The organism is Mycobacterium sp. (assembly GCF_035314905.1).
GTDB lineage: Bacteria > Actinomycetota > Actinomycetes > Mycobacteriales > Mycobacteriaceae > Mycobacterium.
Genome location: NZ_DATFYW010000169.1, coordinates 1 through 24,123, shown reverse-complemented (window position 1 = coordinate 24,123; position 24,123 = coordinate 1). Strand labels below are relative to the sequence as shown.

Annotated in this window: 21 protein-coding genes and 3 pseudogenes; 12 read left to right on the top strand and 12 right to left on the bottom strand. The window is 66.9% G+C overall.

Features of this window, described 5'->3' with window-relative positions; genetic code table 11:
* A partial coding sequence (locus tag VKG81_RS14525) for a cytochrome P450 (protein ID WP_324397054.1) occupies positions 1–277 on the top strand: 277 nt, incomplete at its 5' end.
* Here VKG81_RS14525 and VKG81_RS14520 read toward each other — a convergent pair.
* From VKG81_RS14520 to VKG81_RS14480, 10 genes and pseudogenes are all read right to left on the bottom strand, one after another.
* On the bottom strand, positions 243–737 hold the full coding sequence (locus VKG81_RS14520) for a hypothetical protein (protein ID WP_324397052.1): 495 nt from the start codon (positions 735–737) through the stop codon (positions 243–245). The genes VKG81_RS14525 and VKG81_RS14520 overlap by 35 nt on opposite strands.
* Complete coding sequence (locus VKG81_RS14515; RefSeq protein WP_324397051.1) at positions 734–1,117, bottom strand: hypothetical protein; 384 nt, start codon at positions 1,115–1,117, stop codon at positions 734–736. Before VKG81_RS14515 ends, VKG81_RS14520 begins: the two co-directional genes overlap by 4 nt.
* A 65-nt stretch (positions 1,118–1,182) precedes the next feature.
* Positions 1,183–1,287 (bottom strand): annotated as a pseudogene (locus VKG81_RS21540) (NAD(P)-binding protein); the annotation flags it as partial.
* Positions 1,284–2,328, bottom strand: a pseudogene (locus tag VKG81_RS14510) (alcohol dehydrogenase catalytic domain-containing protein). The pseudogenes VKG81_RS14510 and VKG81_RS21540, both read right to left, overlap by 4 nt.
* On the bottom strand, positions 2,325–3,905 hold the full coding sequence (locus VKG81_RS14505; RefSeq protein ID WP_324397049.1) for a class I adenylate-forming enzyme family protein: 1,581 nt from the start codon (positions 3,903–3,905) through the stop codon (positions 2,325–2,327). The pseudogene VKG81_RS14510 and the gene VKG81_RS14505 overlap by 4 nt, the downstream one beginning before the upstream one ends.
* Positions 3,898–5,460, bottom strand: a complete 1,563-nt coding sequence (locus VKG81_RS14500; RefSeq protein WP_324397047.1) for a class I adenylate-forming enzyme family protein — start codon at positions 5,458–5,460, stop codon at positions 3,898–3,900. The genes VKG81_RS14505 and VKG81_RS14500 overlap by 8 nt, the downstream gene beginning before the upstream one ends.
* The gene (locus VKG81_RS14495; RefSeq protein WP_324397045.1) at positions 5,450–6,940 is read right to left on the bottom strand and encodes a class I adenylate-forming enzyme family protein; all 1,491 of its coding nucleotides are present in this window, start codon (positions 6,938–6,940) and stop codon (positions 5,450–5,452) included. Before VKG81_RS14495 ends, VKG81_RS14500 begins: the two co-directional genes overlap by 11 nt.
* On the bottom strand, positions 6,940–7,737 hold the full coding sequence (locus VKG81_RS14490) for an enoyl-CoA hydratase/isomerase family protein (RefSeq protein ID WP_324397043.1): 798 nt from the start codon (positions 7,735–7,737) through the stop codon (positions 6,940–6,942). Before VKG81_RS14490 ends, VKG81_RS14495 begins: the two co-directional genes overlap by 1 nt.
* Positions 7,734–8,546, bottom strand: coding sequence for an enoyl-CoA hydratase/isomerase family protein (locus tag VKG81_RS14485; RefSeq protein WP_324397041.1), 813 nt, complete (start codon positions 8,544–8,546; stop codon positions 7,734–7,736). The genes VKG81_RS14490 and VKG81_RS14485 overlap by 4 nt, the downstream gene beginning before the upstream one ends.
* A gap of 18 nt (positions 8,547–8,564) precedes the next feature.
* Entirely contained in the window at positions 8,565–9,386 is an 822-nt protein-coding gene (locus tag VKG81_RS14480) for an enoyl-CoA hydratase/isomerase family protein (RefSeq protein WP_324397039.1), read from the bottom strand.
* Between the two features lie 124 nt (positions 9,387–9,510).
* Here VKG81_RS14480 and VKG81_RS14475 point away from each other — a divergent pair, with 124 nt between their 5' ends.
* Positions 9,511–10,188 (top strand): hypothetical protein, encoded by a 678-nt coding sequence (locus VKG81_RS14475; protein ID WP_324397037.1) that lies wholly within the window; start codon positions 9,511–9,513, stop codon positions 10,186–10,188.
* Entirely contained in the window at positions 10,185–11,084 is a 900-nt protein-coding gene (locus VKG81_RS14470; protein WP_324397035.1) for an enoyl-CoA hydratase/isomerase family protein, read from the top strand. The genes VKG81_RS14475 and VKG81_RS14470 overlap by 4 nt, the downstream gene beginning before the upstream one ends.
* A 61-nt stretch (positions 11,085–11,145) precedes the next feature.
* On the opposite strand, the gene VKG81_RS14465 is transcribed toward VKG81_RS14470, so the two are convergent.
* Positions 11,146–11,910: a TetR/AcrR family transcriptional regulator gene (locus VKG81_RS14465; protein ID WP_324397033.1), complete on the bottom strand. Its 765-nt coding sequence runs from the start codon at positions 11,908–11,910 to the stop codon at positions 11,146–11,148.
* 305 nt (positions 11,911–12,215) lie between these two features.
* Here VKG81_RS14465 and VKG81_RS14460 point away from each other — a divergent pair, with 305 nt between their 5' ends.
* The 8 genes from VKG81_RS14460 (at position 12,216) to VKG81_RS14420 (ending at position 21,963) form a co-directional block, all read left to right on the top strand.
* Positions 12,216–13,013, top strand: a complete 798-nt coding sequence (locus VKG81_RS14460; RefSeq protein WP_324397031.1) for an SDR family NAD(P)-dependent oxidoreductase — start codon at positions 12,216–12,218, stop codon at positions 13,011–13,013.
* 29 nt (positions 13,014–13,042) lie between these two features.
* Positions 13,043–14,050, top strand: coding sequence for a dihydrodipicolinate synthase family protein (locus tag VKG81_RS14455; protein WP_324397030.1), 1,008 nt, complete (start codon positions 13,043–13,045; stop codon positions 14,048–14,050).
* Positions 14,051–14,294: 244 nt separating this feature from the next.
* Positions 14,295–15,497 (top strand): amidohydrolase family protein, encoded by a 1,203-nt coding sequence (locus VKG81_RS14445; RefSeq protein ID WP_324397028.1) that lies wholly within the window; start codon positions 14,295–14,297, stop codon positions 15,495–15,497.
* Positions 15,498–15,513: 16 nt separating this feature from the next.
* Positions 15,514–17,163 (top strand): acyl-CoA synthetase, encoded by a 1,650-nt coding sequence (locus VKG81_RS14440; protein WP_324397026.1) that lies wholly within the window; start codon positions 15,514–15,516, stop codon positions 17,161–17,163.
* A gap of 36 nt (positions 17,164–17,199) precedes the next feature.
* Complete coding sequence (locus tag VKG81_RS14435) at positions 17,200–18,057, top strand: amidohydrolase family protein (protein WP_324397024.1); 858 nt, start codon at positions 17,200–17,202, stop codon at positions 18,055–18,057.
* Entirely contained in the window at positions 18,058–19,122 is a 1,065-nt protein-coding gene (locus VKG81_RS14430; RefSeq protein WP_324397022.1) for an acyl-CoA dehydrogenase family protein, read from the top strand.
* Between the two features lie 4 nt (positions 19,123–19,126).
* Positions 19,127–20,317, top strand: a complete 1,191-nt coding sequence (locus VKG81_RS14425) for an acyl-CoA dehydrogenase family protein (protein ID WP_324397020.1) — start codon at positions 19,127–19,129, stop codon at positions 20,315–20,317.
* Between the two features lie 107 nt (positions 20,318–20,424).
* Positions 20,425–21,963, top strand: a complete 1,539-nt coding sequence (locus VKG81_RS14420; RefSeq protein ID WP_324397019.1) for an aldehyde dehydrogenase family protein — start codon at positions 20,425–20,427, stop codon at positions 21,961–21,963.
* A gap of 45 nt (positions 21,964–22,008) precedes the next feature.
* Here VKG81_RS14420 and VKG81_RS14415 read toward each other — a convergent pair whose 3' ends face one another.
* Positions 22,009–23,220: a cytochrome P450 gene (locus VKG81_RS14415; protein ID WP_324397018.1), complete on the bottom strand. Its 1,212-nt coding sequence runs from the start codon at positions 23,218–23,220 to the stop codon at positions 22,009–22,011.
* 175 nt (positions 23,221–23,395) lie between these two features.
* Here VKG81_RS14415 and VKG81_RS14410 point away from each other — a divergent pair.
* Positions 23,396–24,123: pseudogene (locus VKG81_RS14410) on the top strand (thiolase family protein); the annotation flags it as partial.

The window sequence follows — 24,123 nt, the reverse complement described above, 5'->3', positions numbered from 1 at the left end:
CCTGCTGCTGTCGTATGTTTCCGGCAACCGCGACGAGGATGTCTTCCCCGCGCCGTTCCGATTCGATGTGGGCCGCGACCCCAACAAGCACGTCGCCTTCGGCTACGGGGTGCACTTCTGCCTCGGCGCCGCACTGGCCCGAATGGAGATCAACAGCTTCTTCACCGAGTTGCTGCCGCGCCTGCGCTCGATTGAGCTCACCGGTTCGCCGCAGTATGTCGCGACCACGTTCGTCGGCGGGCTCAAGCACCTGCCGATCGGCTACGCGCTGAAATGAGCTGGACCGAGTAGTCACCGCGACGCAGTCGGCGCGTGCGACGGCGGTAGCTGCTCATCGTCCATGGCCAGTTGTGGGTATCGCGTCCCGTCTCGTCGTGATACCAGCTCCGGCACCCTGACCACACCGCCGTTTTGTGTCGTCCGTCGTTGTCCTGCAGAAACTTTCGGTAGGCATCTTCGGTCACTTCGACGACGGCGCGGCCGCCGCGGGAGATGAGGTTGACCGCCTCGACGATGTGAGCGGCTTGCGCCTCGATCATGTAGATGATGGATCCCGATCCGAGGTTGGTGTTGGGCCCGTACATGAGGAACATGTTGGGAAATTCGGGAACCGACAGGCCCAGGAAGGCCCCCTCGCGGTCGGCCCACTTGTCGCTCAGTGCCATGCCCGCGCGGCCGTGAATCCTCAGGCTGGTCAAGAACGGCGTGGTCTCGAACCCCGTCGCGAAGATGATCACATCGACGGGGTGCTCGCCGGATGCGGTGACGATGCCGTGGGCGGTGACCTCGTCGATTCCGTCGGTGACCAGCGTGACGTTCCTGCCGGTGAGTGTGGGGGACCCCGGAATTCCGCGAGCCCGGGCAGGTTCGGGACCGACGGAACCGACAGCTGACCGACGGCGGGAATGAACACATCGGCACGGTCGGTTCGTCCGTCAGCCAACTCGATGAGCCAGTCATCGCCGGTCCAGTGGGCGCTGAGCACTTCTGCGCCCGTGTGGATGAGGTCGCTGATGCCGGCGTCGTCGACGCATCCGCGCAGGTAGGACTGAATCTCCGGCCCGGGGGCGAATCGCCGCGACCAGTCGACCTCCTGGGCAAAGGAGTAGCTGTACACATGCGACTGCGCGTCGCAGGCGACTCCGGGATATGAGTTGCGAAACCAGGTGCCCCCACATCGGGCGCGCGCTCGTAGACGACGATGTCGTTGTGGCCTGCGGCGTGCAGTTTGAGTGCGGCGCAGATCCCGGCGAATCCGGCGCCCACGATGGCGATGCGCACGCTCATCGGTCTGCGTCCGTGTAGCGGATGACGCCGCGGATGTTGCGGCCTTCGAGCATGTCGCGGTAGCCGTCGTTGATCTGCTCGAGGGCGTACTCCCGTGTCACCATGTCGTCGAGGTTGAGCTCGCCCAGTTGGTACAGCGTCAACACCTCGGGGATGTCGAACTGGGGATTGCCGCCGCCGAAGATGCTGCCCTGCAGGTTCTTCTGCAAGAGGGTGAGGCCGCCCAGGTTCAGCGTCACGGCCCTCGGCCACGCCCACGGTCACGATCACCTTCTTGCACATGCCGCCCGCCGTCACCTCGGCTATCCCGGCCAGCGCGGCCGTGATGTCGGGATAGACGTGGGTGGCTCCGAACTTCGACGCCTGCTCGCGCTTCCATTCGAACGGATCGACGGCGAAGATGCGCCGCGCCCCCGAAATCACTGCGCCCTGCAGGGCCGCGGTGCCGACGCCGCCGACGCCTATGATCGCCACGTCCTCGCCGGGGCGGACCGCGGCGGTGCGCACCGCCGATCCGTAGCCCGTCGTCACCCCGCAGCCGACCAGGCAGGCCACCTCGAACGGGATCGACGGGTCGACCTTGACCACAGAAGACCGGTGCACGACCACATAGGGCGAGAAGGTGCCGAGCAACGACATCGGGATGACGTTCCGTCCGCCCGCGTGGACGCGGAACGTGCCGTCGGACACGGAAGCTCCCGAGAGCAGACCCGCGCCCAGGTCGCACAGGTTGCGCAGGCCGACCTGGCAGGACGGGCACTTGCCGCACGACGGGATGAACGACATCACGACGTGGTCGCCGACGGCGAGGTCCTCGACGTCGTCGCCGACCTCGGTGATCACGCCGGCACCCTCGTGACCGCCCAGGACCGGAAAGGCGGCCGTCGGAATGTCACCGGTGACCAGGTGGTGGTCGGAGTGACAGAGACCCGCGGTCTCCATCTGCACCTTGACTTCGCCCCGGCGGGGATCGCCGAGCTCGATTTCCTCGACCGACCAGGGCCGGTTGAACTCCCAGATCAGAGCGCCCTTGGTCTTCATCGGCTCGCCTCCAGTGGTTGTGCGCCGGTCAACATCTCCCGCAGTCGCCGGATGTCGACCTTGCCGGTCGATCCGCGGGGGATCGCGTCGTCGGAATCTGTCAGCAGCCAAACGGTGGGCACCTTGAAGGAGCTGAGCACCGCGCGTGCGGAGCTGCGCAGCTCTTCGGCGGTGGTGGTGGCGGTGTCGCACACCACCATGGCCGCGAGGTGTTCACCGTGTATATCACCGACATTCGTGACGAAGGCAGTCTTGACGCCGTCGATCGTCCGCAGGGCTTGTTCGACCTCGCTCGGGTACACGCTCGCGCCGCGAACCCTGAACATGTCGTCGGACCGGCCGTGGTAGAACAGGAACCCGTCGTCGTCGAAGCGCCCGAGGTCGCCGGTCGGGTAGAAGCCGTCGACGGTGAAGACGTCCTCTCGACTGCGTCGGCATATGCCGCGCAGGATGTGTGGTCCCCGCAGCTGGATCTCGCCGACCGCTCCCGCGGCCGGTGGCTGTCCGCTGGACGGATCGATGATCCGAACGTCCATGCCTTCGAACGGCTTACCGCAACTGCGCCACGCGGACCGCGGCATGTCGGTGTCGGCGCGGTAGCCGCAGTAGGGGCCGAACGACTCCGTCATGCCGAACAGATTGGCCCGCGCGCCGGGCTGCGCCCGCATCGCCGGCGGCAGCATGGCTTCCAGGCTGCCCGGCCGCAACGCCGACAGATCCGCTCCGGTCGCGTCCGACTGGCGCGCCAGCGCTTCGGCTTGGTCGGGCCGGCCCCGGAACAGTGTGACCCGCTCGCGCTCCAGCAGCCGCAAGGTCGCCTGCGGGCGCGGAACCGGTTCGGTCACCAGGGTCGCGCCGGCGACGAGGGCGGTCATCATTCCCCCGGCGAATCCGCCGGTCCAGAAGAACGGCATCGGCAGATAGAGGCGACTGTCGGGTTCGACGCATCGATCGGCGAGTCCGGACCGTACCGCGCCGATCGCGCTGCCGTGGGAGTGGACGACCCCTTTGGGTGGGCCGCTGCTTCCGGAGGTGAACAGGATGACCAGGGTGTCGCTGGGCGAGACCGACTCGGCCATGGCATCGACGACCCGGGCGGCACCGTCGCCGCCGCGCATCGTCGCCAGCTTCTCGGCGGTGCACACCTGACGCAGGGCGGGAAGCGCAGGGCAATAGCCGGTCCCGGCGCCCAGATCCGGCGCGGCCAACTCCGACCGCAGTTCGTCGAGATAGCGGTGGCCCCGGAACTGCTCCACGGCGATCAGGAACTGCACGGACGCGACCCGCAGGTGGGTGACGAGTTCGCGCGCCTGCAGCAGGGTGCTCAGCGGGACCAGCACGGCGCCGATCCGCATCAGTGCCAGGGCGGTCTGTGCCCACCGGACCCCGTTGGGCATGATCAAGCCGACCCGCGTTCCCTTCCCGACACCGGCATCGATGAAGCCGGCCGCCAGTCCACGGGAGGTGGCGTCGAGCCGGGCGTAGGTCATCCGGTCGGCGGGGTCGATCAGCATCAACTTGTCGGCGTCCTGCGCGGCGCGGTCCTCGAGGAGTCGATGGACGGTGTCGTCACGCATCGAACACCTTCACCAGGCCTGCCAGATCGACTTTGCCGCTGGGCAACAGCGGAATCGTGTCGCGCCGCAGGACCGCGAACCGCTTCGGGATCTTGTACGACGACAATTCGGCCTCGAGGTCGTGGCGAAGGGACGTCACGTCGACGTCGACATCCTCGTCGAGCCCGATCACCGCACCGACCACCTGGCCGCGTTGGTCGTCGGGAATCCCGACGACATAGGCGGCCATTCCCCCGGTGACCTTCGCGATCGCCTTCTCCACTTCCGCGGGGGAGACGTTGGCCCCGGCGGTCTTGATCATCGACCCGCGCCTGCCGATGAAGTACAAGAACCCGTCGCGGTCGGCGCGCACCAGGTCGCCGGTGTGAAGCCACCCGTCGGCGTCGAAGCATTCCTCCCGGCTGCGCCGGTGGTAGCGCTGCATGACGTATGGGCCGCGGATACACAACTCGCCGATCTCACCTCGCTCGACGACCCGCCCGGCGTCGGGCTCGATGATTTTGGTGTCGAAGCCCGGCGCCGGCTTGCCGAACGACCCGCGCCGGCTTTCCGGCTGGTCGGTGTCGTCACCGCTGATCGTGAGCACACCGCCCGCCTCCGTCATTCCGAGCATGTTGTGCCGCAATTCGGGATCGGCGGGTCGCGCGTCGGCGGCCATGATGGGGTAGAGATTGCCGCGGCGCACCGACGACAGGTCGCGCCGCGCAAAGCTCGGGTGGCGGGCCAGGCCGGCGACCCCGGCCGGGAACCCGTTGGTGACATTGGGCTTTTCCGCTTCGATGACGTCGAGCACGGCGCCCGCGTCAGTTGCGTTGGAGCACACCAGGGTTGCACCCGCGGCCAGCGTGGCCAGCACCCCGAACGCGAACCCCCCGATCCAGAAGAACGGCGAATTGCAGAACAGCGTGTCCTTCGGGCCGAGGCCGCGAATCGAGTTGAGGTTCTGCTGATGTGCCAGCAGGGCGGCGTGGGTGTGCACCACTCCCTTTGGCCTGCTCGTCGAACCGGAGGTATAGATGATGGCCACCGGATCCGCGCCGTCGACATCGTGTTCGAGCGCCGAGAGCATGGTCGCGTCCACTCCGGCGGCGGGTGCGGCATCGCCGAACAGCACCCGGCGCAGTTGCGGCGCGATGCTGCTGAACACCCGGCCGTCGGCGTCGTAGTCATCCTCGTTGAGGATTTCGGCCAGCCGCGCCCGATAGTCGTGCGACCGGTACGACTCCGCGGCCAGCAGGATCGCGACGTCGCTGTCGGCGAGTTGCTGCTCGAGCTCCCGGGCGGTCGAGAACGTGGAGAACGGTACGACGACGGCTCCGATCCGCGCGGCGGCCAGCATGCCGACGATGAACGGAACCCCGTTTCCGAAGAGCAGGCCGACATGTGTGCCCTTGCCGCCGCCCAGTCCGACCAGGGCGCGGGCCAGTTCGGCCGAGCGACGGTCCGCGCCGGCGTAACTGATGCGCTCGTCGTCGCAGACGAGCAGCGTGTGGTCGCCCCGGTCGCGTGACTGCTCACGCAGAACGTTGCCGACTGTCAGTGCGTTAGCGCTCATGCTCGCCCCGCGCCGCGCCGACGGCCTGGGTGAAGTGACGGCGGATCGCGCTCAAATCCGGCTTGCCCGAGGGTGTTCTGGGGAGGGCGTCGACGATCGCGATGTCGGTGGGGACCTCATAGGGTGCCAACCGTGTCCGCAGGTGCTCGAGAAGTTCGGCGACGTCGGCGGTTTCGGTGTCACGCAACTCCACCATGGCGACCGGTGTCTCGCCGAGCCGGTCGTCCGGCCGTCCGACCACCGCGGCGCCCCGCACCGCGGGGTGCCCTTCCAGCGCGGTGCGCACGTCGTCCGGCATGACCTTGAAGCCGCCGCGAATGATCGCCTGATCGGCGCGTCCGAGGATCCACAGGAAGCCGTCCTCGTCGATACGCGCCAGGTCGGTGGTCCTGATCCAGTCGGCGGACGGCCCCAGTTGACCGGGCCTGACCTCCAGCACGCCGGCCTGCCCGGGACCGAGCGGCGTGCCGGCGTCGTCGACCACCCGCAACCGGGCGTCGGGGTTGGCGCGGCCCACGCTGCCCCGCTTAGCGCGCCAATGGCGTTGATGGTCAGCCAATGTCCACCCGGCGACCCCGCCGCCGAATTCGGTTGCGGCATAGGATGTCAGAACGGGAATGCCGTATTTCGCGGTGAATGCGTCGGCGTCGTCGGCTGACAGCGGTGCGGTGCCGGACGTGACGGCGCGGATGCTCGCCAGGTCCTCCTGCGGAATGTCGGAGTGCAGCACCATCCGCAGCGCGGCGGGCACCAGGGAGACGGCGCGGGGCCGATACTTGCGCACGGCATCGGCCCACGTGTCGAGCTCGAATCGCTCCAGCAGCACGAAGGATCTCGCATCGGTGACGCACTGCAGCACGCGGAAGACCCCACCGATGTGCACCAGCGGGGCGTTGACGATCGCGATACCTCGCCGCAGCTGCACCCGATCGGGTCCCATCACGCTGTGCGCGAGCATGTCGTAGGTGAGGTCGATCCGCTTGGGCGGCCCCGTGGTGCCGCTGGTCAGCATCCGCACCGCAACGCCCGGTCTGCCCGCGTGGATGTGCTCGGTCCGCCCGCTTGCCGAGGTCACCTGCGGTGGCGCGTCGGGGCCTGGCATCGAGACCACGGTTGTCCAGGGCGTCGGCGTCACGAGCCTTTCCACGTCGGGTGGCTCGCCGATGATCATGGGCAGGCGCAGCGCGCTGATGTCGGCCCTGGTGCGGTCGTCGCCGCGGGAGGGGTTGATGACGACCACGCATCCTCCGCCCAGCAGCACCCCGAGAAAGGCGGCGACGTGGGCGGGCCGGTTGCGCAGCAGGATTCCGATCTGCGCCCCCTCGGCCCCGGTGCAGTTGTCGACCAGTGACTCGACGCGGCGGGCCGCGGTGCCGAGTTGGCCCCAGGAAACCCAGCGGCCCTCGAACTCCAGCGCCTGCGCGCCGGGCCGAAGCTCGACGACGTCGGCGATGCGCTGGCTGAGCGGGTGACGCGTCATCACCGGATCTTCGGCTCGATCGCGATGGCGCCGTCGTCATTGGTCTGAGCGGCCAGCTCGGCCTTCCCGATCGGATTGCCGAGCCGCGTGTAGATGAGTCCCTGTTCCATCGCCGCCCGGTACGGCTTGTCAAGCGACTCCCAGATCGCCTTCACGGTGCCCTGGGTCGCCGACGGCGGGTGGGCGGCGATCGTCTTCGCGATCTGGTGTGCGCGCCCCCAGAGCTCGTCGCGGCCGACGACCTCCGACACCAGCCCGATCCGCAGTGCGGTCTGCGCGCCGACCCTTTCGTTGTTGCCCATCAGCGCTATGCGCAGCGCCTCGCCCAGACCGATGCGCCGCATCAGCCCGACCGGCTCGAGCGCGCAGACCAGTCCCGCGCTGACGTGGGAGTCGAAGAACGTCGCGTCGGTCGAGCAGATGACGACGTCGGACTCGTTGAGGAAGTAGAACGCGCCCGCCGTGCACATGCCGTGCACGGCGCACACCACGGGTTTCCACATCTTCTGCCACTTCGGGCTGAGCGCTTCGCCGGGATCTTCGTGATTCCACACGTTGAGTGGTTGGCCGTAGGGCGTCTTGATGTCCAACCCGGCGCTGAACGCCCGCTCGCCTGCCGCACGCAGCACCACCGCGTTGACGGACTCGTCCAGCTTGACGATGCGCCAGGCGGCGGCCATCTCGTCGCACATCGTGCGGTTGAACGCGTTGAGCGCCTCGGGCCGGTTCAGCGTGATGGTGGCGACGCGGTCGGCCGCGTCCACCTCCAGCAAGATCGTTTCGAACGCGGCGCTCATCGGCACTGCCAGTTGGGGGCTCGCTTTTCGGCGAACGCCGCCGGCCCCTCGAGCGAATCCTCGGTGTGGAGGTTGCGTTCGCGGAAGGACTCGGCCAGCATCTCGGCTTCGTGCAGTGGCAGGTCGAGACCTTTGAGGATGGCCAACCGGGTGCCGCGCACCGCCAGCGGCGCATTGGAGTTGACGATGCCGGCAATCTCGTGGGCGCGGTCCAGCAGGCGGTCGTGCTCGACGATCTCGCTGATCATTCCGAGTTCGAGCGCGCGCTGGGCACTCATCCGCTCATGCTTGCCCATCAAGGCCATCCGCAGCGCGACCGAGCGCGGCAGCACCCGCGCCAGGCGCACGACTTCACGCCCGGCGACCAACCCGATGCTGACGTGAGGGTCGAAGAAGGTCGCGTTCTCCGACGCGATGACGATGTCTCCGGTCGTGACCCAATCCAGTCCGGCACCACAACACAGCCCGTTGATGGCGGCCAACACCGGTTTGGTCATCGTGCGGAACGGCGGGGTGCCCTCCTGGGGCGCTTCCCACTGCTCGTAGGTGGACAGATACGGCTGTTGGTTGATCACCTTGCCGTCGCCGGGTATTTCCTTCACGTCAGCGCCGGTGCAGAACGCCCGCCCGGTGCCGGTGACGATGAGCAGCCACACCGCCTCGTCGCTCTCGGCCTCGGCGTACGCGGCCCGCAGTTCTGTGATCATGTGCGGGCTGAGCGCGTTGAGGGCATCCGGGCGGTTGAGTGTGATGGTGGCGGTGTGGCCGTCAACCTCGTATTTGATGGTGTCGAACGACTTAGAAGACATGAGGGTGCCCTTCGTCGGTCATCGGCCGTGGAACTCCGGCTCGCGCCGGTCGCGAAACGCAGCCAGGCCTTCCTTGAAATCGGCCGTCCGGCATGACAGTTCCAAGTTGACCAGCTCTTGTGTCATGGCCTGGCTCAGCGTCGCGTGCGCAGCGTGCGCGATAGCCTGCTTGGTCAGCCCGATCGCCACGGTGGGGCCGGCGGCCAGTCGCGTCAGCAGGTCTTCGGTGGCGTTGTCGAGCTCTGCCTCATCGACGCTGCGATGGATCAGGCCCCAGTCCGCCGCGGTTGCGCCGCTCACCTTGTCGCCGAGCAGCAGCATCTGTTTTGCGCGCGCCAGACCGACGAGCCGGGGCAGCAGCCAGGTGGACCCCGAATCGGGGCTGAAGCCACGAGCCAGGAACGGCTCCCAGAACACCGCGTCGGCGCCGGCCACGGTGAAGTCGGCGGCGAGGGCCAGGTTGCAGCCCAGGCCGGCCGCCCACCCGCGGACGCTGCACACGACCGGTAGCTGAATCGAGGAGACGAGTTCGATCACCCGGTGGGCGGTGTGTGGAATGCGGCGCACGAGATCACCTGTGCGCGGCCGGGCCTCTCCGCCGCTGTTGGCGGCCACCCAATCGGCGCCCGCGCAGAAGTCGTCGCCGGCTCCGCGGATGTGCACCGCGCGCAGCGAGTCGTCGGTCGCGGCATCGGTCAGGGCGCGGACGAGGGTCCCGATCATCACCTGGCTCAACGAATTGCGCCTCGCCGGCCGGTCGAGAACCACCCGCAGCACCGCGTCGCTGCGGTGCACCGTGACCGAGCCTTGCGCCGCAGACGGCTCGACGTCTTCGCTCACCGTTGAATCGTGTCCTCTCTACCTATACGGTGACCCATACAGTAGGCAATACGATTGCTATTCTGTACAACCTAGCAAGGAAAGGCTGGTGGCGGAACGAGTCGCACCGGAAGGAACACCGTCCATGACCGCCGATGAGGTGACCGGCGAGGCTTTTCCGCGGTTCGGCGAGCGACCGCTTGCCCAGACGACCGCGGCGGCCGCGGCGATTCGCCGGCTCTCCGGGCTGCTGCTGTCGCTGGAGCATGACAACCCCACGGTGGGCATGATGCTGGACCGATTCGCCGAGTGGGAACGCGAGCTGGCCGCCGCGGCGTCGCCTGACGCGGCACCGAGAATCGGTCCGGAGGCGAAGGACACCCAGCGGCTGTATCTTTCCCACGCCTTCGACATCGGCGGGTTCAACCCGTGCTTTCCGGAATACCGGTTCGACCACCTCGGCGCCGACACGGCCTCGGGCACGGTGAGCTTTCCGCTGGTGTTCGAGGGACCGCCGGGGTTGGTGCACGGCGGCTTTCTCGGGGTCTTCTTCGACTGCGTCACCCAGCATCAGAACTGTGCCGCCGGGCTCTCCGGCAAGACACGCTCGCTCCACGTGAGGTTCCGCCGTCCGACACCGATCCTGACCGAACTGCGATTCGACACCGTCCGGTCGGAAATCGCGGGGGGCATCGGCTCGACGGCTCGGCTGATCCTCGACGACGAGGTGCTTTGCGTTGGCGAGCTGACGACGCTGGCGTTGCCTCCCGGCAAGCTCGCCGGATACCGATACGCCAAGCGGCGGACAAGGAGTTCCGGATGACGACAAGCTCGGGGCCTCGAGACGATCGGGTTCTCTTTGACTCCGATCCCGGCCAGCGGATCGCCACGATCACGCTGAACAACCCCCGGCAGCGCAATTCCTACGATGCCGCGATGCGTGACAGCCTCGCCCGCTGCCTGGATCGCGTTGCCGAAGACGACGATCTCACCGTGGTGCTGCTGCGCGGAGCGGAGGGGGTGTTCAGCACCGGCGCGGACATGAACAACGCATACGGGTGGTACGGCGAGCGTCCCGACGACGAGAAGCCCTCGGCCGGGAGCCGCCCGAGCCAGCGGCGTCGTCTCAGCGTGGACCGCAAATCGTTCGCCTTCTACCACAATTTCATGGGCTTCCCCAAGGTGACGGTGGGCGAGATCAGCGGCTTTGCGCTCGGCGGCGGATTCGAGATGGCGCTGATGACCGACATCTCGGTCGTCGCGCGCGACACCAGGATCGGCATGCCCGCGACGCGCTTTTTGGGCCCGGCGCTTGGCAGTCTGCACATGTTCTTCCACCGTCTCGGGCCGGTCCTCGCCCGGCGTCTGCTGCTCACCGGCGACGTCATCGAGGCGGCCGAGGTCGAGCACCTCGGCATCTTCACCGAGACGTGCGAGCCCGGTGTCGTCACGGCGCGGGCGCGGTACTGGGCGGAGAAAGCGGCCAGGATGCCGGCCGACGGGGTGGTGATCGCCAAGGAGGCGTTTCGTCTCGTCGAGCAGAGCCAGGCGTACCAGGGCGAAGAAGTCGCCAGCTACCTGTTCCACGCCTTTGGCACGAACCTGCAGTTCGCGCCCGGCGAATTCAACTTCGTCAAGACCCGGGCGGAGCACGGCACCAAGGAGGCGTTCCGCCTGCGCGACGAGCACTTTCACGTGCCGGAGCCCAAGCCGCGGTAGCCGCGGGCGCGCGACGCGTGGCCGTCGGCCCGCGATCGGGCGGTCGTTCAAGGGAACGCGGCTACCGCGAGCTGCGCGTGCGTCGCGGGGCGGGTGGCTTGGTCGCCTTCGCGCCCCTTTCGATCAACCTGTCGTCGATCAACCTGTCCGCATGGTCGAGGATGCACTCGAGGCCGTACTCGAAATTGTTCTCGTCCGCGGCGGCGATGTGGTGACCCTTCGCGCTGAGTTTGGCGATCAGGGGGGTGGTCTTCGGATCGATCGCCGAGGGCTCGTCGATCTCGTGGCCGCCGTTCCCCGACGCCCGCGTCTTCTCGGAGAGGCGCTCGAGGACCACCGACCCGCGAACGTGGACGGACACCGCCGAGTACGTGTCGAACGCGTCCTCCGGTGACAGACCCGCCTCCACCAGGCTTGCGATCGCCTTCTCCATCTCCTCGACTCCCAGCCGCCGCGCCTTGTCGCTGAGCGCGCCCCGGATCAGAATCAGATCGCACAGGATCGGGCTGCTGAGAAAGGTCTTACGCATCATGCGGGCGTGGTTGCGCAGCGACTCGCGCCAGTCGCTGGCCTCGACGTAGGGCGTCGCGAAGACGTACTTCCTCAGCGCGCGGTCGGTCATCGCGTTCAGCAGGTCGTCCTTCTTGCGGAAGTACCAGTAGATGCTCGTCACACCCACACCGAGGTGCTTGCCCAGCAACGGCATGCTCAAGTTGTCGATGGAAACCTCGTCGGCGAGTTCGAATGCGCCGTCGATGATGTCGTCGGGATTGATGGACCCGCGTTCGCGCCGCTGACGCTTTTCGGTGGTTGCCTGTTTAGCCACGTTGGGCCACCTCCGTCACCTGTCAACCTTACCGGTAAGCATACCGTTTGGGCACTCAGCAAAGTCCGTGGCGAGATTTGCGTGTCCCGCCCCGGGGCGCCCGCGTTCAGTTACCGTAACAACTATAGTAAGCTTTCTGATAAATTGTCGTGAGGAGAGGCTGTGCCGTTCGAAGGTGATGTCCTACTGGTGACATGTACAACGCATTGCGGAAATATGCTCGAAAACAGCTACGTCAACGGCGAAGTCGTCCGCATGGACGGCGCGCAGCGATTCCAGCCGCGCTGACGCCTCGCCGCAGCGCCATGGATCTGGGCCTGAAGGACGCGACCGCGGTGGTGGTCGGCGGTGGCCGCGGAATGGGTCTGGCCACCGCACGCTGCTTCGCCGAAGATGGTGCGCGGGTGGCGATCGTCGGCCGTTCACGACAGGTCACCGAAGACGCCGCCGGGGACTTGATCCGTCGTGGCAGCCCGGATGCGCTTCCACTGGTCGCGGACATCCGGGATGTCGGGCAGGTCGACACGGTGTTCGCCGAGGTGGGCGCGAGGTGGAACGGCGAGCTCAATGTGCTGATCAACGCTGTCGGGCCGGGCGCGGTGGGCACCTTCGAGGACCTGACCGACGATCAATGGCGACAAGCCGTCGACGACGGCGTGCTGGGGATGGTGCACTGTGTCCGGTCGGCACTTCCACTGCTTCGCCGGGCGGCGTGGGCCCGGATCGTCAACTTCTCCGCGCACTCGACGCAGCGGCAAAGCGTCATGTTGCCTGCCTACACCGCCGCCAAGGCGATGGTGAACAGCATCTCCAAGAACCTGTCCTTGCTGTTGGCAACGGATGAGATTCTGGTCAACGTGGTCTCACCGGGCAGCATCGCATCGGAGTCGCTGGTCGGTTGGGCGTCGTCGGTGGGTGTCGACGGCCACGACCCCTATGCGCTGATGGACGCCATCGCCAAGCACTTCGGCCACCCGGCTCACCTGCCCCGAGCCGGCCTGCCCGACGAAATCGGCCCTGTCGTCGCCTTTTTGGCTTCGCGACGCAATTCCTACATGACCGGCGCCAATGTCAACGTCGACGGTGGCAGTGATTTCACCTGAGCGTTACCCACGCTGCAAAGGAGCTGATGATGCCGAAGGCGACCGACGCGCGTGCGTGGGCCCACACCGCGCTGAGAGGGATCGGCGACTCCCTGTACACGCCGTTTTCCGGAGTCGACGGGGACGACATCGATTGGGACGCCTACCGCGCGCTCGTGCGCCACTGCGTCGGCGATCTGCGGCATCCGATGCTGTGGGTGACAAGCGGTGTCGCGGAGTTCTGGTCTCTGACGATCGCCGAGCGCAAGCGGCTGTTGGAGGTTGCCGTCGACGAGGCGCGGGCCATCAGTCCCGACGTTGTCATCCAGTCGTGCACGGCAGCGCTTTCGGCCAAGGACTGCCTCGAACTGACACTGCACGCCCAGGAGTCCGGTGCCGACGTCGTCTACATCCAGACGCCGATGATGGAACTTCACGCCGGTGAGGGCGTTCTGCGGTTCTTTCGCTACATCAGCGATCGCACCGATATCGCGCTGGGGATGTTCAATTCGCCGTCGTCGGGCTATGTCCTCAACGCCGCCGAGAGCGCACGCATCGTCGAGGAGATCCCGGCGGTCTGTGCGACGAAGGAGGGCGCGTTCCGGCCGGCGAACAGCCGCCTGCTCCACGAGTTGGCGCCCGAGCTGGTCATCTGGGAATGCGACACGACGGTGTACCGCGCGGGGTGGCTGCGTGCCGGCATTGTCGGGCCGGCCCAGCTCGGCACGGCGGGCTATCTCTACGAGACGCCGCGGCGGCGAATCCTCACCGAGTACTGGGACCTCATCTGGAACGACAAGCTCGTCGAGGCCATGGACTACGCCGTCGAGTCGGGTCTGGACCAGTTCGGCGTCGACATCCGGTCGTGGTTCACCTGCTATCCGGGACGTCCGGACTACTTCACCCACTGGGGCGCCGCGTTCAAGTACGCGGCGTCGGTGCTGGGCCTGCCTGTGGGCGACTATCCCGGTTCCCGTCCCCCGCAGGCCGGCCTTCCGTCCGGGGCACGCGACCAGATCCGGGCCGCCTACCAGCGCTTCGGGCTCATCGAGCGGTGAGCGGCCGCAACGCCCACGCCGTTGCGGAACACGCTACCGATAGGTATACAGTATGTACACACAGTGGCCCCGCCCGAGGAGGCGCCGCACGCGAGCGGAGACTTCGATGCACGAGTCGCTGCTCCGGCCCGATGTCATCGAGGGGATCATGAGCTTTTCGAGAAGAGATCACCGAGATTTCCGCCGCTTGGCCCACCGGCAGGCAGTGGCGTGACGACAATTTCCGGTACCGGAAAGGATGATCATGGGCGGTCTTGATTACCAGGCCATCGACGTCGACAACCATTATTACGAGCCGCTGGATGCCTTCACCCGGCATCTGGACAAGAAGTTCCGCCGCCGTGGCGTGCAGATGGTCAGCGACGGGAAGCACACCCAGGCGATCATGGGGGACCGGGTCAACCGGTTCATCCCGAACCCAACGTTCGACCCGATCATCGTGCCCGGCTGCTTGGACCTGCTCTTCCGTGGCGAGATACCGGAGGGCGTCGACCCGGCCTCGCTGATGAAGGTCGAAGAACTCGAACTGCGCCCGGAGTACCGGAACAGGGCCGCCCGGGTCGCGGTGCTCGACGGCCAGGACATCGAAACGGTCGTCATGTTCCCGACCTTCGGCTGCGGTGTCGAGGAGGCGCTCAAGGACGACATCGAGGCAACGATGGCGTCGCTGCATGCCTTCAACCTCTGGCTCGACGAGGACTGGGGCTTCGACAGGCCGGATCACCGGGTCATCGCCGCGCCGATGATTTCACTGGCCGATCCGCAAAAGGCCGTTGCGGAGGTCGAGTTCGTTCTCGAGCGTGGCGCAAAGGTTTTACACGTGCGGCCGGCCCCCGTGCCGGGCGTGCCCAAGCCCCGCTCGCTGGGGCATCGCGACCACGATCCGGTCTGGGCCCGCCTCGCGGAGGCCAATGTGCCGGTGGCATTTCATCTCGGCGACAGCGGATATCTGAAGATCGCGGGCATGTGGGGCGGCAAGGACAGGTTCGAGGCCTTCGCCGCGCCCGATCCGCTGGACAAGATCGTTGTCGACGATCGCGCGATTCACGACACCATCGCGTCGCTGATCGTCCACGGCGTGTTCCACCGTCATCCCGGGCTGCGCGTGGCCAGCATCGAGAACGGCTCGGAGTGGGTGCATCGGCTGGCCAAGCGGCTGAAGAAGGTGTCGAATCAGCAGCCGCGATGGTTCCCCGACGATCCAGTCGACACGTTGCGCCGGCACGTGTGGGTGTCGCCGTACTACGAGGAAGACCTGTCGCTGCTGGCGGACAGGATCGGCGCTGAGCGCATCCTGTTCGGCTCCGACTGGCCACACGGCGAAGGGTTGGAGTCACCGCTGGCGTTCACCGATGAGCTGACCGGATTCAGCGAGGGTGATGTGCGCAAGGTCATGCGCGAGAACGCGTTGGAGCTGTTGGGACTGAAGGTGGCGTCGGCGGCATGACGTCGGGGGACCGCCGATGACCGAATGGACGCTGGGCGCGGTCCTCGACGCCATTGCCGAGGTGATCCCCGACCGGCTCATGACGGTATGCGGGGATCGGCGAAGCACGTTCGCCGAATCGGCGGACCGGACCCGCCGACTCGCGAACTTCCTCGTCGACAACGGCTTCGGCGCGCATCGTGAACGGCAGACCCTCGACCGGTGGGAGTGTGGCCAGGACCGCGTCGCGCTGATCATGCACAACGATCTCTACCCCGACATGGTGATCGGGTGTCTCAAGGCGCGCGCGGTCCCGGTGAACATCAACCACCACTACACGCCACGCGAGATCCTCGAGCTCCTCGAATATGTGCAACCGCGGGGCATCATCTATCACCGGTCGTTGGGCGCGCGGTTCGCCGACGTGCTGCCCCCGGGCAGCACCGAGTTGTTGGTGTCGATCGACGATGACAGCGGGGCTCCGCAACTCCCCGGCGCGGTGACCCTGGACGACGCGTTGGCCCGGGGGAACATCGACCACCACGTGACGGGTTCGCCCGACGACCTGATCATGATGTGCACCGGAGGCACGACCGGCCGCCCGAAAGGTGTGTTGTGGCGGCAGAGCGACATGTACGTGGTGTCGATGGTCGGCGCGGACCACGCGTCGGCGGCCGAGATCCACGCGAAGGTGCGCCAAACCGGGCCGCCCTGGTTCGCCGTTTCGCCGCTGATGCATGCCGCGGGCATGTGGACCGCGTTTGCGGCGATCATGAACGGCACGCCGGTGGTTTTGTACGACACCGCGACCAAGTTCGACCCGCGGACCGTGTGCGAAACAGCCGAACGCGAGAGAGTCGGGATGATGACGATGGTCGGTGACGCCTACGCCGGGCCGCTCGTCGAGGAACTGCGGCGGCATCCCTACGACTTGTCGTCGCTGTACGCCATCGGCACCGGGGGTGCCGCGACAAACCCGAAATATCAACGCGCGCTGCTGGACTGCCTGCCGCGGATTACGCTCATCAACGGCTACGGCTCATCGGAGACCGGGAACATGGGTTTCGGGCACAGCCGGCGCGGAACCTATCGCGACACCTTCGAATTCAGGACCGGCGGTGCGGTCGCCTCCGCGGACCGCACCCGGTTCCTGCACCCCGGTGAGCGGGAGGTCGGCTGGGTGGTCAGGACCGGGCGGATTCCGCTCGGTTACTTCAACGACCCCGAAGCCACCCGCGACACCTTCCCGGAGATCGACGGCCGGCGGGTGGTGGTGTCCGGAGACCGGGCGTCCGTCGAACAGGACGGCACCCTCCGGTTGTTCGGACGCGATTCGCTTGTCGTGAACACCGGCGGTGAGAAGGTGTTCGTCGAAGAGGTCGAAGAAGTTCTGCGGGCTCACCCCGGCGTCGCCGATGCGCTCGTGGTCGGCCGGCCGAGCCAGCGGTGGGGCGAGGAGATCGTGGCGCTGGTCGCGTTGCACGGCGATGTCGACGTCGCCCGGGAGCTGCTCTACACCCACTGCACCGCACAGCTGGCGGGTTTCAAAGCGCCCAAGGAGTTCATCTTCGTCGAGCGGGTCCGCCGGCTCGGCAACGGCAAGGCGGACTATCGCTGGGCCAGGTCCGCCGTGGCACGGCATGCCCCCGCTCGGGGCCTGACCGCGCGATGTCGAATGATGAAATGACCCGTAAAGCCATGAAATGACCCGTAAAGCCGTGACATGACCCGTAAAGCCATTGACTGCCTGGTCAACGTGCACTTCGGCGAATCCGAGAGTCAGCCGACATGGATGCTCAAGGTCACCGACGACTACTTCAAGGGCCCGCGGTCGATGTTCGAGCCGGTCGACATGTCCGAGCTGCTCGACGAGATGGATGAGCAGGGCGTGCAGAAGGCGGTCCTGATGGACTCGCTCGCGAAGCCGTCGACGACCGCGCGGAAATTCGTCGCGGCCAGGCCGGACCGGTTCGCGTTGGCGATGGGCGGTGTCAACCTGTTGCGTCCGATCCCGTCGCTGAGGGAATTGGCTGCGGTCGTCAAGGATCTGCCGGTCGTCTATGCCGTTGTGGGACCCAGCTTTTGGGGTGACGGGCAATACCCGCCGAGCGACGCCGTCTACTACCCGCTGTACACCAGGTGCGCCGACCTCGACCTGCCCCTGTGCATCAACACCGGACTGCCCGGACCCCCGATCCCCGGCGAGGTTCAGCACCCCATCCATCTCGACCGGGTGTGCGTGCGGTTCCCCGAGCTCCGCCTCTGCATGATCCACGGAGCCGACCCGTGGTGGGACGTCGCGATCCGGCTGATGCTGAAATACCAGAACCTTCGGCTGATGACCTCGGCCTGGTCACCCAAGCGCCTGCCCGAAAGCCTGCTGCACTACATGCGGACCCGTGGTCGCGACAAGGTGATCTACGCGTCGGACTGGCCGGTGCTGCGGATGCGCCGCGTCGTGCCGGAGGCCGCGGCGCTCGATCTGCCCCCCGACGTGCTGGACAACTACCTCCACAACAACGCGCACGAATTCTTCTTCGGCGCCCGCGGCGCCGATGCGGAACACGAACAGGAGCGGTGAATGGATCGTTACGAATTGCGCAGGGAGGACTACAGCCTGTCGAAAGACCAGGCGGATCTGCAATCGTCGTATGCGAAGTTCTTCAAGACTCACTGCTCGATAGACGCTGTTCGCGCCGCCGAGCCTGCAGGCTTCGACAAGAGCCTCTGGGAGCGACTGTGCGCGACGGGCGCAACGACGATGGCACTGCCCGAGTCCTGCGGAGGAGATGGGGCGAGCCTGGTCGACCTCACGCTGGTGGCCGAAGAGATCGGGCGGTCGCTTGCGCCCGTTCCGTGGATCGATCACGTCTGTGCCGCCCGGCTGCTGGCACGGCTGGCAGCGCTGGCATCCGACGCGGACTGCACGCCCGGCGTTGTCGGCGGCGAACGGCTGGTCGGCCTCGATCCGCAGGTCGCAAGCGTGACGGGGACGAGGCTGATTCCCACCGGCTCGATCGCCGATGATCTCATCCTGCGCGACGGGGCGGAGGTGGTGCGCCTGACATTCGCCAGCCGCCCGGCCAAGGTCGACAACATCGGCAGGCTGCCGATGGCATGGGTGGATCCCGGGGCCGACGGCAGCCGCACGGTCCTGGCACGCGGGGCTGCCGCCCTGGCGGATTACCAACGGGCACTTGATGAATGGCGTGTGCTGACCGCTGCGGCACTCGTGGGTCTGGTCGAGGAGACGATGATGATCGCCGCCGACTTCGCCAAGACCCGATACACGATGGGTGTGCCGATCTCGACCCTGCAGGCCATCTCGCATCCGCTGGCCAACATGGCGATCGTTGTACAGGGCGGACGAAACCTCGCCAGACGCGCCGCGTGGTACCTCGACAACGAGCCCGATGAGCGGCCCGAGCTGGCGGCGTCGGCATTTGTGTTCATGGCCGAGGAGGCGGCCAGGGCGGCGACCATGGCGGTCCACATCCAGGGCGGACTGGGCGTTTCGGTGGAAGCCGCGGCCACCGCGTACCTTGTGCGCGCGAGGGGGTGGCCGCTTGCGGCCGGCGATCCCGGCGCCAGCGCTCAGCAGATCGCGGACATCGTTGCGTCGCGCCAGGCACGGGGACGGGAGTAGGCCGGTGGATTTCTCCAGAGTGGAACTGTCCGATGAGGATCGCGCGTTTCTCGACGACGCACGGTCCTTTCTCCGCGCTCATGTCACCGAGGACGTCAGGCGTCGCGATCGCGAAACCGGCGACAACTTCGACGAAGGCGTACACCTCGCCATGGGCGCGGACGGCTGGCTGGCCGCCGAGCTGAAAGCCGAATCCGAAGGCGGCCTCAACCGGGTGCGGCGTCGCCTGTGGCACCTCGAGAAGCGACGGGCTCACGTGCCGTGGGTCACCTGGGGCACGACCATGATGGTCGCGCACTCGGTGGAGAAGTTCGGCTCCCCCGAACTGCGGGAAGAGGTCTTGCCGGGCGTGCTCACCGGGCACGTCAGGCTGTGTCTGGGCTATACCGAACCCGAGGGCGGATCCGACGTCGCGACATGCAAGACACGCGCCGTGCGCGACGGCGACGGCTGGGTGGTCAACGGATCCAAGATGTTCACCACCGGCGCGCACAACTGCCAATACGTCTTCCTCATCACCACCACCGACGCCGAGGCGCCGAAGCACAAGAGCCTGACGATGTTCCTGGTGCCGCTGGACTCGCCGGGCATCGAGATCCAGGGCATCCGCACCGTGGACGGCGATCGCACGAACATCGTCTACTACAGCGATGTCCGGGTCGACGACAAATACCGGCTCGGGCCGGTCAACGCGGGCTGGACGGTGCTGCGCGAGCCGCTCAACGTCGAGCACGGCGTCGTCGATGCCCATGCGGACGGCCTGCAGGACGTGTCGATCATGGCTCATCAGGGTGGGTTCATGGTCGACGCCGTCGACACCGCGGCGGCATTGGTGGCCAGGGAGAATCCGGACGGCCGACGGGCGCTCGACGACGGATCGGTGGCATATCGACTGGGGCGCAGCATCGCTCGGATGGAGGCCGCGCTGAGCACCCCCCAGATGTATGGCCGCGTCGCGACCGCGCAGACAATGCGCGATATCGCCCCGGATTTGATGGACATTCTCGGTGCCGCGTCGGCGCTTCCGATCGAAGCCCCCGGAGCCGTCGATGGCGGCGCGGCACAGTATGTGTTCCGCTTCGCGCCGTTGGTCGGGATCTACGGCGGCACGCTGGAGGTCTTCCGCAACATGATCGCCCAGTACGCGCTCGGCCTCGGCAGGCCTGACTACTCACCGCCGAAAAAACCATCCTGAGGGTGCTTCGCCGATCGGCGCAACGACGTTGAATACACTACTGTAATGTTTACAGTTGATCGTCCCAGTCCTCGGCCCGGGGGTCCGCACGCCGGCGGGAGGTGCAAGTGAGCGACGTCGTTCACGACCGGACATCGACCAGCGTGCAACTCGGCCGGCGGGTGGCCCGGCGAGCCGAGTCACGCATGCTCATCGACGGCGAACTGGTCGGGGCGGCCTCCGGCGCCGGGTTCGACAACGTCAGCCCGGCGACCGGCCAGGTGCTGGGAAGCACCGCGGCGGCCGGGGCGAAGGACATGGAACGCGCGATCGGCGCGGCCCGTCGAGCCTTCGACGAGACGGACTGGTCGACCGGCCGCGCGCTTCGCAAACGGTGCCTGGCGCAGCTGCAATCGGCGCTCGAGCAGGAGAAGGAGGACCTGCGCGAGGAACTGATCGCCGAGGTCGGATGCCCTGTCGTGACAACCGGAACCGCACAACTGGACTGGCCGTTGGCCGAGTCGCTGCGCTATCCCGCCGGGCTGATCGACGGCTTCGAATGGGAGCGCTTGCTCGACGGCGGCGGCTTGTTCGGTGAGCGCAATGTGCGCACCGTCGTCAAAGAGCCGGTCGGTGTCGTGGGCGCCGTCACCCCGTCGAACTACCCGATCGAGGTCATCCTCAACAAGCTCGGCCCCGCCCTCGCCGCCGGCAACACCGTCGTGCTCAAGCCGGACCCCAACACCCCGTGGAATGCAACGCGACTCGGCCGGCTGATCGCCGAACAGACCGACATCCCGGCCGGCGTGGTCAATGTCGTTCCGACGCCGTCGAATGAGGTTGCGGAGCTGTTGGCCACCGATGCGCGCGTGGACATGATCTCGTTCACCGGGTCGACGGCAGTCGGGAAACTGCTGATGCGGCGGGGCGCCGAGACCGTGAAGCGGACGTTTCTCGAACTCGGCGGAAAGTCGGCGCTGATCGTGCTGGATGACGCCAACCCGGCACGCATCATCCCGGCCGCGGTCGGAGTGTGCGTTCACGCCGGCCAGGCCTGCGCGCTCACTACCCGGATGCTGATCCACCAGTCGTTGTTCGACGAGGCGGTCGCGAATGTGACCGCGGTTTTTCGGGGCGTGGCAGTGGGTGACCCGGTTTCGCCGGAGACCCTCGTCGGCCCGGTGATCACGGCCGAGCAGAAGGAGCGAGTGCTCAGCGCGTGTGAGCAGGCCCGCCGCGAGGGCGCCGAAATCACCACCGGTGGTGGGTCTTTCGATGATCTGCCTGCCCACCTGGCCGGTGGTCACTACGTGGAACCGACCGTGATCGTCGGCGTCGACAACAGTGCGCCCATCGCGCGGCAGGAGGTGTTCGGGCCGGTCCTGGTCATGCTGCCGTTCGCCGACGACGACGAGGCTGTGCGCGTTGCCAACGACAGCGCATACGGGCTGGCGGGCGCGGTCTTGTCGGGATCCACGGAGCGGGGAATGGCTGTCGCTCGCCGCATCCGTACCGGCTCGATCGGCGTGAACGGTGGCATGTTCTACGGAGCCGACGCCCCGTTCGGCGGCTACAAGAACAGCGGAATCGGCCGGCAGTGCGGCATCGAGGGGTTTGAGCAGTATCTGGAGACGAAGACGATCGGGTGCCGGATGCCGCGGCGCTGAGGTCACGCGACGCGCCACCTCGGCGGCGCCGGACGCGATGTGCGTTCAGCCGACGGCGTCGAACGTCACCGGAAGCGCCGTCGGTGAGCGGAACGGCTGGCCGTGGATGTGCGGGTCGTCGTCGGTGAGAAGCCCGATGTTGGTCAGCCGGGTGAGAATGCATTCCAGGGCAACGTGGGTTTCCAGCCGTGCCAGATGCAGCCCCAGGCAGGTGTGTTCTCCGGCGGCGAACGAGATGTGCGGCAGCGGCTTCCGGAAGATGTCGAAGTCCTCCGCACGTTCCCACCGGCGCTCGTCGCGATTGGCCGATCCGATGCAGATGTCGACCTGCGAGTGCGCGGGAATCCTGACGCCCTCGAGCTCGGTGTCTTCGGTCGTATACCGTTGCACGGTCGTCAGCGGCGTCTCGTACCGGAGGTTCTCTTCGATTGCCTTGGGGATCAACCCGCGATCGGCCTGCACCGCGGCGAACTGGTCCGGGTGGGTCAGCAGCAGGTACAACAAGTTTCCGGACGACCGGTAGGTGGTTTCCAGCCCGGCCGGCAGCAGCAGCCGCAGGAAGGAGTAGATGGCTTCGTCGCCGAGCCTCTCGCCGTCTATTTCCGCGGCGACCAGGTCGCCGATGATGTCCTCGGTCGGCGTGGCCCTGCGGTTTTCGATCTGCTCGGCGAAGTACTCCTTCAGGGCCGCGGACGCCTCGAAGGCCCGCCGGTAATCGATGTTGTAGCTGATGAGCTGAATTGCCCTCCTGCGGAAGGTGGGCAGGTCTTCCTCCGGGAGGCCCAGCAGCCTGGAAATGACGCGGGTGGGGAACTCGAAGGTGAAATTGCGGACGAGATCTGTCTCGCCTGACTCGATGAACTCGTCGATCAGTGCGTTGCATACCGGACGGACGATGGCCGGCTCCCATCGCGCCAGCGACTTGGACTTGAACGCCGCAGAAACCAGGTTTCGGTGCTCACGGTGCTGCTTGCCCTTCATCGCCAGGATGGTTTTGCCCATGAACAGCCCGATCGACGTGTCGTAGCCGCTCGAGCTGAACACGTGTCCGTCGCGGAACGCCTTGTTCACCGCATCGAACGACAGGGCGGCGTAGATGTCCTTGGGTCGCATCGACTCGGGAAGCTTGGAGTAGTCCACGATCGGCCCGTGGAAAACGCCGCCCTGTCGGCGCTTCTCGGCGAAGAACGGGTACGGGTCACGGGTCCAGTCGGCGGAGCGGTCGACTGCGGGCACATCCTGCGTTTCGGTTTCCACTGCTGATCTCCGGCCTTCTCTGGTACGGGCGGGGTTGTGCCGCGTAGAACCTACTGTAAAGATTACAGTATATGAACCAGCACGGACCGGGGTTGCACCGACATCAACGCTGACATGCACGCCGGCGGACGCGTCGCCGCCTCGAAAATCACCCCGACCAACAGGAGTCGCTGACATGTTTGACGTGGCGATCATCGGCGTGGGCCTGCACCCGTTCGGACGGTTCGGGGGCAAGACCGCGATGCAGATGGGTGCCGACGCGATCCGGGCCGCGCTGGCCGACGCCGGGGTCGAGTGGAGGGACGTCCAGTTCGGCGTCGGGGGCAGCTGGACGGTGGCCAACCCCGACGCGATCGTGAGCCTCGTCGGGTTGACCGGGATCCCGTTCACCGATGTGTTCAATGCCTGCGCCACCGCGGCCAGCGCCACGCAGGTGTGCGCCGACACGATTCGGCTGGGCGACTACGACGTCGGTATCGCGGTCGGCATGGACAAGCATCCCCGGGGGGCGTTCACGGAGGATCCCGCCCTGGTCGGGATGCCGAGCTGGTACGCCGAGAACGGGCAGTTCATCACCACCAAGTTCTTCGGGATGAAGGCCAACCGCTACCTGCACGACCACGGCATCTCCCAGCACACCCTCGCCAGGGTGGCCGCCAAGAACTTCCGCAACGGGGCGCTGAACCCGAACGCGTTTCGGCGCAAGCCGATCTCCGAGGACGAGATCCTCAACTCGCCGATGCTGAACTATCCGCTCACCCAGTACATGTTCTGCGCGCCCGACGAGGGCGCCGCCGCGGTGATCATGTGCCGCGCCGACATCGCGCACCGCTACACCGCCGCGCCGGTGTATCTGCGGGCCGTGGAGATCCGCACCCGCCGCTACGGCGCCTACGAGGTCCA

What these genes read in the sequence shown, in the direction of transcription:
- VKG81_RS14490 (WP_324397043.1), bottom strand. Translation starts at nt 7,737, where the DNA reads ATGAGCGCCGCGTTCGAAACGATCTTGCTGGAGGTGGACGCGGCCGAC.
- VKG81_RS14475 (WP_324397037.1), top strand. Translation starts at nt 9,511, where the DNA reads ATGACCGCCGATGAGGTGACCGGCGAGGCTTTTCCGCGGTTCGGCGAG.
- VKG81_RS14435 (WP_324397024.1), top strand. Translation starts at nt 17,200, where the DNA reads ATGACCCGTAAAGCCATTGACTGCCTGGTCAACGTGCACTTCGGCGAA.
- VKG81_RS14440 (WP_324397026.1), top strand. Translation starts at nt 15,514, where the DNA reads ATGACCGAATGGACGCTGGGCGCGGTCCTCGACGCCATTGCCGAGGTG.
- VKG81_RS14485 (WP_324397041.1), bottom strand. Translation starts at nt 8,546, where the DNA reads ATGTCTTCTAAGTCGTTCGACACCATCAAATACGAGGTTGACGGCCAC.
- VKG81_RS14495 (WP_324397045.1), bottom strand. Translation starts at nt 6,940, where the DNA reads ATGACGCGTCACCCGCTCAGCCAGCGCATCGCCGACGTCGTCGAGCTT.
- VKG81_RS14505 (WP_324397049.1), bottom strand. Translation starts at nt 3,905, where the DNA reads ATGCGTGACGACACCGTCCATCGACTCCTCGAGGACCGCGCCGCGCAG.
- VKG81_RS14470 (WP_324397035.1), top strand. Translation starts at nt 10,185, where the DNA reads ATGACGACAAGCTCGGGGCCTCGAGACGATCGGGTTCTCTTTGACTCC.
- VKG81_RS14430 (WP_324397022.1), top strand. Translation starts at nt 18,058, where the DNA reads ATGGATCGTTACGAATTGCGCAGGGAGGACTACAGCCTGTCGAAAGAC.
- VKG81_RS14445 (WP_324397028.1), top strand. Translation starts at nt 14,295, where the DNA reads ATGGGCGGTCTTGATTACCAGGCCATCGACGTCGACAACCATTATTAC.
- VKG81_RS14500 (WP_324397047.1), bottom strand. Translation starts at nt 5,460, where the DNA reads ATGAGCGCTAACGCACTGACAGTCGGCAACGTTCTGCGTGAGCAGTCA.
- VKG81_RS14460 (WP_324397031.1), top strand. Translation starts at nt 12,216, where the DNA reads ATGGATCTGGGCCTGAAGGACGCGACCGCGGTGGTGGTCGGCGGTGGC.
- VKG81_RS14455 (WP_324397030.1), top strand. Translation starts at nt 13,043, where the DNA reads ATGCCGAAGGCGACCGACGCGCGTGCGTGGGCCCACACCGCGCTGAGA.